Origin of the sequence: Streptomyces sp. NPDC046859, from assembly GCF_040645135.1 — a bacterium.
In the GTDB taxonomy this organism is placed as follows: domain Bacteria; phylum Actinomycetota; class Actinomycetes; order Streptomycetales; family Streptomycetaceae; genus Streptomyces.
This window is the reverse complement of record NZ_JBEYXR010000046.1, coordinates 19030-29584: the sequence shown is the minus strand read 5'-3', so window position 1 is coordinate 29584 and position 10555 is coordinate 19030. Positions and strand designations below refer to the sequence as shown.

Annotated in this window: 11 protein-coding genes and 1 pseudogene; 6 read left to right on the top strand and 6 right to left on the bottom strand. The window is 72.7% G+C overall.

Annotated features, from left to right (window positions below):
* Window positions 1-219: 219 nt before the first annotated feature.
* A complete protein-coding gene (locus tag ABZ899_RS35820) occupies window positions 220-1002 on the bottom strand; it encodes a VOC family protein (RefSeq protein ID WP_361354933.1) in 783 nt (260 codons plus the stop codon).
* 226 nt (window positions 1003-1228) lie between these two features.
* Here ABZ899_RS35820 and ABZ899_RS35815 point away from each other — a divergent pair, with 226 nt between their 5' ends.
* Window positions 1229-1498, top strand: a complete 270-nt coding sequence (locus ABZ899_RS35815; RefSeq protein ID WP_361354930.1) for a WhiB family transcriptional regulator — start codon at window positions 1229-1231, stop codon at window positions 1496-1498.
* A gap of 24 nt (window positions 1499-1522) precedes the next feature.
* Here the strand turns inward: ABZ899_RS35815 and ABZ899_RS35810 are convergent, their stop codons facing one another.
* The 4 genes from ABZ899_RS35810 to ABZ899_RS35795 all read right to left on the bottom strand — a co-directional run bounded on the left by ABZ899_RS35810 (window position 1523) and on the right by ABZ899_RS35795 (window position 5984).
* Window positions 1523-2497: an acyl-ACP desaturase gene (locus tag ABZ899_RS35810; protein ID WP_361354927.1), complete on the bottom strand. Its 975-nt coding sequence runs from the start codon at window positions 2495-2497 to the stop codon at window positions 1523-1525.
* Window positions 2498-2717: 220 nt separating this feature from the next.
* Window positions 2718-3494: a dimethylargininase gene (ddaH, locus tag ABZ899_RS35805; RefSeq protein WP_361354924.1), complete on the bottom strand. Its 777-nt coding sequence runs from the start codon at window positions 3492-3494 to the stop codon at window positions 2718-2720.
* A 129-nt stretch (window positions 3495-3623) separates the two neighbouring features.
* Window positions 3624-5249 (bottom strand): ATP-binding cassette domain-containing protein, encoded by a 1626-nt coding sequence (locus ABZ899_RS35800; RefSeq protein ID WP_361354921.1) that lies wholly within the window; start codon window positions 5247-5249, stop codon window positions 3624-3626.
* Window positions 5250-5567: 318 nt separating this feature from the next.
* Window positions 5568-5984, bottom strand: coding sequence for an SsgA family sporulation/cell division regulator (locus ABZ899_RS35795; RefSeq protein WP_361354918.1), 417 nt, complete (start codon window positions 5982-5984; stop codon window positions 5568-5570).
* Window positions 5985-6233: 249 nt separating this feature from the next.
* On the opposite strand from ABZ899_RS35795, the gene ABZ899_RS35790 reads away from it, so the two are divergent.
* From ABZ899_RS35790 to ABZ899_RS35775, 4 genes are all read left to right on the top strand, one after another.
* Window positions 6234-7322: an oxidoreductase gene (locus ABZ899_RS35790; RefSeq protein ID WP_361354914.1), complete on the top strand. Its 1089-nt coding sequence runs from the start codon at window positions 6234-6236 to the stop codon at window positions 7320-7322.
* A 47-nt stretch (window positions 7323-7369) separates the two neighbouring features.
* The gene (locus tag ABZ899_RS35785) at window positions 7370-7693 is read left to right on the top strand and encodes a plasmid stabilization protein (protein ID WP_361354911.1); all 324 of its coding nucleotides are present in this window, start codon (window positions 7370-7372) and stop codon (window positions 7691-7693) included.
* Window positions 7694-7881: 188 nt separating this feature from the next.
* On the top strand, window positions 7882-8589 hold the full coding sequence (locus ABZ899_RS35780; RefSeq protein WP_361354909.1) for an endonuclease V: 708 nt from the start codon (window positions 7882-7884) through the stop codon (window positions 8587-8589).
* A 95-nt stretch (window positions 8590-8684) separates the two neighbouring features.
* Window positions 8685-8831, top strand: coding sequence for a hypothetical protein (locus ABZ899_RS35775; protein WP_361354906.1), 147 nt, complete (start codon window positions 8685-8687; stop codon window positions 8829-8831).
* 10 nt (window positions 8832-8841) lie between these two features.
* On the opposite strand, the gene ABZ899_RS35770 is transcribed toward ABZ899_RS35775, so the two are convergent.
* Window positions 8842-10020, bottom strand: coding sequence for a saccharopine dehydrogenase NADP-binding domain-containing protein (locus ABZ899_RS35770; RefSeq protein ID WP_361354903.1), 1179 nt, complete (start codon window positions 10018-10020; stop codon window positions 8842-8844).
* A 91-nt stretch (window positions 10021-10111) separates the two neighbouring features.
* Here ABZ899_RS35770 and ABZ899_RS35765 point away from each other — a divergent pair.
* Window positions 10112-10492, top strand: a pseudogene (locus ABZ899_RS35765) (MmcQ/YjbR family DNA-binding protein).
* Window positions 10493-10555 lie beyond the last annotated feature (63 nt).

Sequence of the window (10555 nt, the reverse complement as noted above, 5' to 3'; positions counted from 1 at the left end):
GGCTGTGGCCGACGGGACATGGTGACGTGCCCGAGCGGGGTCCGGTGCGTGCGGCTGCAAGGCGGAGGAGGGAGTCGACGCGGAGCGTCGGCGAGTGACGACAACGCCGCGGATGCGCGTGCCAGGCCCCGCGACGCCGGGATGATCCAAACGAAAGGCCCTGGGGGGCTCGCCGATCACGCCGGGCTCCGGCCTGACGACGGGCCACCCTCCGGCCGGTCAGCCCACGCTCCGGATCACCGCGAAGCGGGCGCCGTAGGGGTCGGCCAGCTTGGCGATCCGGCCGACCTCCGGGAGGTCGGTGGCCGGCATCCGCACGGTGCCGCCCCCCTCCCGCGTCTTCTCGACGGCCGCGTCCGTGTCGGTGACCTCGAAGTACGGCAGCCAGTACGACGGGGCCCGCGCCTCCGCCGGATCGTCGGCCTTGTCGACCACCCCGCCGAACACGCCGTCCTCGCCCTGTCCGCCTGGGCTGAGGGCCGTGTAGGTGCCGCCGTAGAAGTCCAGGGCGAAGGTCTCCATGCCGAGCGTGGCGTTGTAGAAGCCGGCCGCCGCCGGCACGTCCGTCGTGTACAGCTCCAGCCAGCGCAGGGAGCCCGGCTCACCCACCACGTCCAGGCCCTGGTTCGCGCGCGGCTGCCAGACCCCGAAGGACGCCCCCGACTTGTCGGCGAGGAGCGCCATACGGCCCTGGTCCAGCACGTCCATCGGCTGCATCAGCACCGAGCCGTGCGCCCGTTCGGCGGCCTTCGCGGTGGCCTCCGCGTCCGGGGTCTGGAAGTACACCGTCCAGGAGGGCGGCCCCTGCTCCTCGGAGGTCTGCATCCCGGCGGCCGCCGTCCTGCCGTCGAGCTGGAAGAAGCCGTATCCGCCGGTCTCCGGTCCGCCCGGCCGGAACCGCCAGCCGAACAGGCCGCCGTAGAAGGCACCGGCACCGTCGAGGTCGGGCGTGCCGAGGTCGACCCAGTTCGGCGCTCCGGTGACGTAACGGGTGGTAAGCATCATCGCCCTCCTCGGAAGGGTCCGGTGTCTGCACCGCCGAGTCTTCCACCGCGCCCGGGCGGGCGCTGCCGGAACACCGCCGTCTGCCGGGGTGGTCGTCCCCTTCCGCGCGCCGCCGTGCGCGGGGACAGGGGGAGCGGCACGATCGAGGCGGCCCGGGGCCCCGCGGGGCGGCGTTGACCGCGCGTTGATCGAACGTTTTTCGCGGCCGGGCACGATCCTGCCCATGCACATCGACACGATCACAGCGGGCACGCCGGTCACCCCGGCCGACCTGGCCTGGCAGGAAGAGGCGCTGTGCGCACAGACCGGGGCGGACTTCTTCTTCCCCGAGCCGGGCAGCTCCGTCCGGGAGGCGAAGCGTATCTGCGGGCTGTGCCCGATCCGCTCCGCCTGCCTGGACTACGCGCTCGACCACGACGAGCGCTTCGGTGTCTGGGGCGGCCTGTCCGAGAAGGAGCGCCTGGAGATCAGGCGCACCTCGCGCCGGGCCTGAGCCCGGCCGGCCCCCGCGCCCGGGTCAGCCGGCGGCGCGGGCCGCCATGCGGGCCTTGCGCGCCGCCAGCTTCTCGTCGAACTTCGCCGCCTCGGCGTCCAGGCCGCCCATGAACAGCCCCAGTTCCTCCTGCGCCTGCTTCCCGTCCGGGCCGAGGCCGTCGATCTCCATGATCTTCAGGAAGCGCAGCACCGGCTGGATCACGTCGTCGTGGTGGATGCGCAGGTTGTAGACCTCGCCGATGGCCATCTGGGCGGCGGCGCGCTCGAAGCCGGGGATGCCGTGGCCGGGCATGCGGAAGTTCACGACGACGTCGCGGACCGCCTGCATGGTGAGGTCGGGCGCGAGTTCGAAGGCGGCCTTCAGCAGGTTGCGGTAGAAGACCATGTGGAGGTTCTCGTCGGTCGCGATGCGGGCCAGCATGCGGTCGCAGACCGGGTCGCCGGACTGGTGGCCGGTGTTGCGGTGCGAGATGCGGGTGGCCAGCTCCTGGAAGGCGACGTAGGCGATCGAGTGCAGCATCGAGTGGCGGTTGTCCGACTCGAAGCCCTCGCTCATGTGGGACATGCGGAACTGCTCCAGCTGGTCCGGGTCCACCGCGCGCGAGGTCAGCAGGTAGTCGCGCATCACGATGCCGTGCCGGCCCTCCTCGGCGGTCCAGCGGTGCACCCAGGTGCCCCAGGCGCCGTCACGGCCGAAGAGCGAGGCGATCTCGTGGTGGTAGCTGGGGAGGTTGTCCTCGGTCAGGAGGTTCACCACCAGCGCGATCCGGCCGATCTCGGTGACCTTGGACTGCTCCTTGTCCCAGGCCTCGCCGTCCTCGAACAGGCCGGGGAAGTTGCGGCCGTCCGTCCACGGGACGTACTCGTGCGGCATCCAGTCCTTGGCGATGCCCAGATGCCGGTTGAGCTCCTTCTCGACCACTTCCTCCAGGGCGTACAGCAGGCGGGCGTCGGTCCAGACGGCGGGGCTGCCGAGGTGCGGGGAGGCGATCGTCACAGGAACTCCAGGGGGACGGGACTGCGTGAGCGGTGGGACCGGCGAGCGGTGCCGGCAACCTACGGAATCGTAGGCTACGAATCCGTAGGTTACGAAGCCGTAGGTTAAGGGCGCCGTAAAGACCGCTGATCAGCCGCTGTTTCCCCGGACCGGCGCCGGTATGCGCGAAGCCCCGCGACACGCAGGTCCCGGGGCCGGACGAGTGACGTGCTCGAGCCGGTCAGGCGTAGAGCTCCCGCATCCGCACCGAGAGGCATGTCACACAGCCCTCCAGCTTCTCGAACTCACCGATGTCCACGACGACCGGCTCATGGCCGAGGTCGGCCAGCAGCTCCGCCGTCTTCGGGGCGCTCGCCGCGATGAGCAGCCGGTTCCCGCCGAGCAGCACCACATGCGACCCCGAGTCCTCCGGCACCGGCAGGAAGCGCGGGAACAGCGAGGGGACGTCGAGCTGCGGGATACGGCCCAGGACGGTCCCGTCGGGCAGCGCGGTGATCGCCGACTTCAGATGCAGCACCTTGCCGACCGGTACGGCGATGACGCGTGCCCCGAGCGGTTCGAAGGCGGCCCGCAGTTGCTGCACCCCGGCCGCGTTGGTACGGCCGCCCCGGCCGACGTAGATCGTGTCGCCGACCTTCAGGACGTCGCCGCCGTCCAGCGTGCCCGGCTCCCAGATCCAGTTCACCGAGCAGCCCAGCGAGGCGACGGCCTCCTCCACGCCCTCGGTCTCGGACCGCCGGGACTCGGCGCCGGGCCGGGTGATCAGGGCGACGTTGCGGTACATCACGACCGTGTCCTCGACGAACACCGAGTCGGGGCAGTCGTCGGCCGGGTCCACCTCGATGGTCTCCCAGTCGTGTGCGCGAAGGGCCTGCGCGTACGCCTCCCACTGATCGAGCGCGAGGTCGACGTCGACCTCCGTCCGCTCGACGTGCGTGACCAGCCCCTCGGCGAGACGCGGGCCGGGGCGGCGGATGAGGGCCTTCTTGCTGGGCACGACGGGATCTTTCGGTCGGTGGCAGGACCGGGACCCCTGACGAAGGGGGTACCGGACGGCCATCATGCAGGGGCTACCCGTCCGTAGGAAACCCCTGCGCCCAGGTCGTGGCTTCTGATGGCGGTGATGTCAGGCGGGATACCCGATGGCTTCCGGTGTGGTTTCCCTCAGCTCTCCCTCCTCGATCGTCAGCCAGCGCGTGATGCCGATCGACTCCAGGAACGGCAGGTCGTGGCCGGCCACGATCAGCGCCCCCTCGTACGAGTCCAGCGCCGAGGTGAGCTGCCGTACGCTCGCCATGTCCAGGTTGTTCGTCGGCTCGTCCAGCATCAGCAGCTGCGGCGCCGGCTCGGCCAGCATCAGCGCCGCCAGGGCGGCCCGGAACCGCTCGCCGCCCGAGAGCGTCGCCGCGAGCTGGTCGGCGCGGGCGCCCCGGAACAGGAAGCGGGCCAGCTGCGCCCGGATCCGGTTGTTGCCGGCACCCGGCGCGAACCGGGCGACGTTCTCCACGACGGACGCCTCGTCGTCGAGGACGTCGAGGCGCTGCGGCAGGAAGCGCAGCGGGACGTGCGCCGTCACCTCGCCCGCCACCGGGGCCAGTTCCCCGGCGATGGTCCGCAGCAGCGTCGTCTTGCCCGAGCCGTTGCGGCCGACCAGCGCGATCCGCTCCGGGCCGTGCAGATCCAGTCCGCCGGGCACCCGGGCCCCGTACCTCACCTCCAGTTCCCGCAGCGCGAGCACGCTGCGGCCCGGAGGGACGGCCGTGTACGGCAGGTCGACGCGGATCTCGTCGTCGTCCCGCACGGCGTCCACCGCGTCGTCCAGGCGCTCCCTGGCCTCGGCGAGCTTCTCCTCGTGCATGATGCGGTGCTTGCCCGCGGACTCCTGTGCCGCCCGCTTACGGGCGCCCATGACGATCTTCGGCTCGCGTTTCTGGTCCCACATCTTCTGGCCGTACCGCTTGCGGCGGGCCAGCTTGACCTGGGCGTCGATCAGTTCACGCCTCTGCTTCTTCAGGTCGGCCTCGGCGACCCGCACCATGCGCTCGGCCGCGTCCTGCTCGGTGGCGAGAGCCACCTCGTAGGCCGAGTAGTTGCCGCCGTACCAGCTGATCGTGCCGGAGCGCAGATCGGCGATCTGGTCGACCAGGTCGAGGAGTTCACGGTCGTGGCTGACCACGACCATCACCCCCGGCCAGGACTCGACGGCCGTGTACAGCCGCCGGCGGGCGTACAGGTCGAGGTTGTTGGTGGGCTCGTCGAGGAGCAGGACGTCCGGCCGGCGCAGCAGCAGCGCGGCCAGCCGCAGCAGCACCGACTCGCCGCCCGACACCTCGCCGATCGTGCGGTCCAACGCGACGTGACCGAGCCCGAGTTCGCCGAGGGTGGCGAGGGCACGCTCCTCCACGTCCCAGTCGTCGCCGACGGTCTCGAAGTGCTCCTCGGCCACGTCGCCCGCCTCGATGGCGTGCAGCGCCGCCCGTTTCGCGTCGATGCCGAGCGCCTGGTCGACGCGCAGCGCGGTGTCGAGCGTGACGTTCTGCGGCAGGTAGCCGATCTCGCCGGCGACGCGCACGGCGCCGTCGCCCGGGACGAGTTCACCGGCGACGAGCTTCAGCAGGGTCGATTTTCCCGAGCCGTTGACGCCGACGAGCCCGGTCCTGCCGGGACCGAACGCGACGTCCAGGCCCTCGAAGACGGAGGATCCGTCGGGCCAGGAGAAGGACAGGGAGGTACAGCTGATGGAAGTGGACATGAGGGGGCGCCTCCGCGGTTGCTCGGACGAACAGGGGCAAACGCGTATCGAGACACCGGCGACCGGCGGGCGGTGAGAGGCCCTGGGCATGAGAAAAGCCCTGTTCCGTGAGGACGGCTGGGACGGCTCGGACGCCGAGGTCGCACGCGGCGTGCACACACGTGTGGTGTGACGCGGTGTCTCAGGACCTCAGACGAGCAACGTCCTTCTCCAATCGACGGCAACAGGACCGCTGTACAACGTAGGAGGGGGTGCGGACGGTGTCAACCGGATTGACGGCGCGGCGCTGGGCCCCGTGGGGAGCCCGGCGGCGGAGCGTCAGCAGGCGTCCCGCATGAGCTCCGCCAGGTCGCGGTCCATGTCGAGCTGGAGGTGTTCCAGGCCGAGGGGGACCAGTTCGCTCGTGGAGCGCAGGAACCGGCGCACCTCGCCCGAGCGGATGTGCACCACCGCGGTGCCCTCCGGGGCGTGGAACTCCAGCACCGTACGGTCGTACCCGTACGGCCGCACCCGGACGTCGCCGTCGCCCCGGGGTTCCTCCAGGCCGGCCAGCAGCAGCTCGCGGCTGAAGGTCCAGCAGACCTCCACGCCCTCCAGGGTGGCCGGGGCGGGGAAGGTCATCCGGACGGCGAACGGGTCGCGCCGGTCGTAGTGCAGGGTCGCGGGGATGTGCTGCATGCGCGGCGCTGCGGCGACCAGGCGGGCCTCTACGGACTGCTCGATGACGGTGGACAACGCCTTGCTCCCTTGTGACGGCGGGACGGAGTTCCGTGTGGGCGGTACGGATACTTGTAGAGACGATGGAATCGGCCATTCCGTGCACCTCGGGGCCGAGTGACCTCTGTCACCGCCTTCATACACCCACCTGCCGCCTTCGCCCTCCTGTGCCCGGAAGGTCTCCTGTGCCCGACGAGGCCGTCTGGACGCCGGGGTGACGGTGGACTAGCTTCGCGCGCCATGAGGCGTTCGGGGAGCATGCGACGGATGGGACGAACCTTCTGGGCGGTGGCCGCGACGGTGGTGGCCGGGGCGGTCCTGGCCGCGCTGACGGCCGCGCCCGCCCAGGCGCGGGAGCCGCGGGGCCGGGCAGCGCGCCCGGCGCCGCACTGGGCGCCGAAGGACAGCGGCGCTCCCCAGGTGCGCTTCAGGGGCCTGCCGGCCGTCAGCCGGAGCGCCGCCTGGCTGGCGGGCACCGCGGGCACCGTGCTGCGCACCACCGACGGCGGGGCGAGCTGGCGGGACGTGTCGCCGCCCGGCGCCGGCGAACTGCAGTTCCGGGACGTCGAGGCGTTCGGCGCGCGGCGGGCCGTGGTGCTGGCCATCGGCGAGGGCGAGGCGTCCCGGGTGTACCGCACCGACGACGGCGGCACGACCTGGACGGAGACCTTCCGCAACACCGGCGCACGGGCCTTCTACGACTGCATGGCCTTCTTCGACCACCGCCACGGCCTGGCCGTGAGCGACCCGGTCGACGGCCGGTTCCGCATCCTGTCCACGAAGGACGGCGGCCGCTCCTGGACGGTGCTGCCGGACACCGGGATGCCGCCCGCGCTCGACGGCGAGGCCGGGTTCGCGGCGAGCGGGCAGTGCCTCGTCACCGCCGGGGCCAAGGACGTGTGGCTGGCGACCGGAGGGGCGGCACGCGCGCGTGTGCTGCACTCCGCCGACCGGGGACTGACCTGGACGGCCGCCGGCACGCCCGTCCCGGCCGGCGACCCGGCCCGCGGGGTCTTCGCGCTGGCCTTCCGCGACCGGGCGCACGGCCTCGCGGTCGGCGGCGACTACCGCCCCGACCAGACCTCCCCGCAGGCCGCGGCCCGCACCGGCGACGGCGGCCGGCACTGGAGTCCCGCGGACACGCCCCCGCCCGCCTACCGTTCGGGCGTCACCTGGCTGCCGCACAGCCGCTCCGCCGCCCTCGCGGTCGGCCTCACCGGGACGGACCTGACCACCGACGGCGGACGCACCTGGCGGACGGTCGACACCGGCTCCTACGACACGGTGGACTGCGCGTCCGACGGGGGCTGCTGGGCCGCGGGCGAACAGGGAAGGGTCGCGATTTGGGAGAGATGAGGCGGAAACGGGGTACCCGGTGGCATGACGGCGAGAGGAGTGACCCCATGCCAGCCGGTTCCAGCCCCAAGCGGGAACGCCAGTACGAGCACATCAAGAAGAGCGCCCAGGACCGGGGCGAGAGCACCTCGCGCGCCAAGGAGATCGCGTCGCGGACGGTGAACAAGGAGCGCGCCCGGTCCGGCGAGTCCAAGACGGCGAGCCGCACCTCGATCCAGGACAAGTCCTCGGGCCAGCGGGGCGGCGAGCGGTCGGGCAAGGGGCCGCAGGGCCCTACCCGGGACCAGCTGTACGAGGAGGCGAAGAAGCGCAACATCCACGGGCGTTCGGACATGAACAAGAGCCAGCTCAAGCAGGCACTGGGCAAGTGAGCATGAGCGCCGCGTCCCACGGGACCGCCCGCGTCCGGGCGCCCTCGACGTGGCGACGGACCCGGTGACGAGGGCGAACCCATCGCACGCGACGAGCCGTTCGCCCCTCCCCAGACCGGCCCCCGCGACGGCCAACCAGCCTCCGCCGTCACGGGGGTCCTCTCCTGCCTCGTACCCTCTGACACACCATGACCAGCGCCAGTGTTCCCGCGGGCGCGCCCGCGACCGAGGAAGAGGCCCGCGCCGTCCAGGACGAGCTGCGGCGCCGGGTGGTGCGCGACGAACCGGGCCCGGCGCCCGGGACCGGGCACGTCACCGGCGTGGACGTGGCCTACGACGACGCGCGGGACGTGGTGGCGGCCGCGGCCGTCGTCCTCGATGCGGCGAGCCTGGAGGTGGTCGCCGAGTCCACGGCCGTCGGGCGGATCTCCTTCCCCTACGTCCCCGGCCTGCTCGCCTTCCGGGAGCTACCGACCGTACTGGCGGCCCTGGACGCCCTGCCGTGCCCGCCGGGCCTCGTCGTCTGCGACGGCTACGGCCTCGCCCACCCCCGCCGCTTCGGCCTCGCCAGCCACCTCGGCGTCGTCACCGGCCTGCCCACGATCGGCGTCGCCAAGAACCCGTTCACCTTCACCTACGACACCCCCGCCGCCGCACGCGGCTCGGCCACGCCGCTCCTGGCCGGTGACGAGGAGGTGGGCCGCGCCCTGCGCACCCGCGAGGGCGTCAAGCCGGTCTTCGTCTCGGTCGGCCACCGCACGACCCTCGACACGGCCTGCGCCCACACCCTCGCCCTGACCCCCACCTACCGCCTCCCGGAAACAACCCGCCGCGCGGACAGCCTCTGCCGCCGTGCCCTGAAGCAGGCGACGGCCTCCCGGCAGGACAGCCTCTGAAAGCTGCGCTCGGCCGACCCGGTCGGGCGCCCTGAGTAGCCCGACTGAGTAGCCGTACGGATGTGGCCGTCCCGGGGGCTCGGCAGGGTGGGGGCATGACGACACACCGTTCGCCCAAGCCGCTGGCCGACCCCAACCGCCCCGTCGAGCGTGCCGTGTCGGCCGCGCTGGTCGTGGGCGTGCTGGCCGGGCTCGGATGGATCGCCGGGATGATCTACACGCTGGTGGAGTGGCCCTTCTGAGGCCGCCGGGTCAGCGGGTGGCGGCCACCCGGAACGTGATGCCGGCCGCGCGCAGCCGCTCGGTCAGCGCGTCGCCCATCGCGACCGCCGTGGTGACCTGGCCGGCCGTTTCCGGCAGCTCGTCGAAGGCCAGGCAGAGCGCCGACTCCGCGAACATCTTGGCCGTCTCGCCGTAGCCGGGGTCGCCCCCGGACACCTCGGTGAACACCCGCCGCCCGCCGCCCTCGCCGACGAACCGGACCGAGAACCAGCTCCTCGCCCGCTTCTCCGGGCCGGGGCCCTCACCCGGCTTGAGCCGGTCGGACAGCCAGCGCCGGGCCGGCGGCAACTGGGCCGCCGTGAACAGCGCGCCCATCGCCGCGACCCCGCCCACCGCGACGGGCAAGCGCCGTACGGCGGCGTAGTGGCGGTAGCGGAAGTCGGGGCCGTACCGCTCCAGCGCCCGCGCGGAACGCCTCACGATCTGCGGGTCGATCGTCGGCAGCGGCAGCGCCCACGCGCCGACCTCCTTGGCGAACCGCGGCGCCCCCGCCGGCGCCAGCGCCCGGCGGCCCATGAGCCTCGGCTCGTGCCGGGCCCGGTCCCGGGCGGCGGCGATCATCTGCCGGCCGCGCGCGAACTGGTTCAGCGCCGAGGCGAACGTGCCGCCCGAGAAGGCGGCGTCGGCCGTCACATACGCGTCGACCGTCAGCGGCACCCCCTCCGGAAGGTGACGCACCGTGAAGTACGCCCCGAGGTCGTGCGGGATCGAGTCGAAACCGCAGGCGTGCACCAGCCGGGCGCCCGTCTCGCGCGCGCGTGCGTCGTGCCGGACGTACATCAGGTCCACGAACTCCGGCTCGCCGCTCAGGTCGAGGTAGTCGGCGCCGGTGTCCGCGCAGGCCGCCACCAGGTCCTCGCCGTACCGCACGTACGGCCCGACCGTCGAGGCCACCACGCGCGCCTGCTCGGCGAGCCGGCGCAGCGACGCCGGGTCGGCGACGTCCGCCTCCAGCACGCCGGGCTCCGAGCCCTCGGGCAGCGACGCGCGCAGCGCCTCCAGCTTCGCCTTGCCGCGCCCGGCGACGGCCCACCGCAGGCCCTCGGGCGCGTGGGCGGCCAGGTACTCCGCGGTCAGCACCCCCACGAACCCGGTCGCCCCGAAGAGCACGATGTCGTACGGACGGTCCGACCTGCTCAGCCTGCTCATGACACCCCTCGTTCCGCACCACGCGCCGTTGTCGGTGGCCGAGGCTAGCGTGAGGTGCGCGGAGCCCGACGACGAGCCCGGAGGTGAGGCGGTGGCCGTGCCCAGGACTGCCCTGAAGAAGTGGGAAAAAGTGCGCGAGTTCGCCCTCGGTCTGCCGTGCGCGGCCGAGGAGTTCCCCTGGGGGGACACCGTGGCGAAGGTCGACAGGAAGGTGTTCGTCTTCCTGGGTGCCCCCGACGGCGGCCACCCGCTGGGGGTGACCGTGAAACTGAGGGACGAGGCGGTGCACACGCACGCCCTGACCTGCCCGGGCGCGGAGCCCGCCGGCTACGGGCTGGGCCGGGCGGGCTGGGTGCGGGTGCCGCTGGAGCCGGAGGGCTCCCCGGCGGCCGCACTGCTGTGAGAGTGGGTGGAGGAGAGCTACCGCGTCATCGCACCGAAACGGCTGATCGCGGAGCTGGACGCGCGCTGAGGGCACCGGATGGGTTCGCCGCCGGGCCTTCCGGCGGGTAACTTCCTAAGCGCTTGCTCTTGT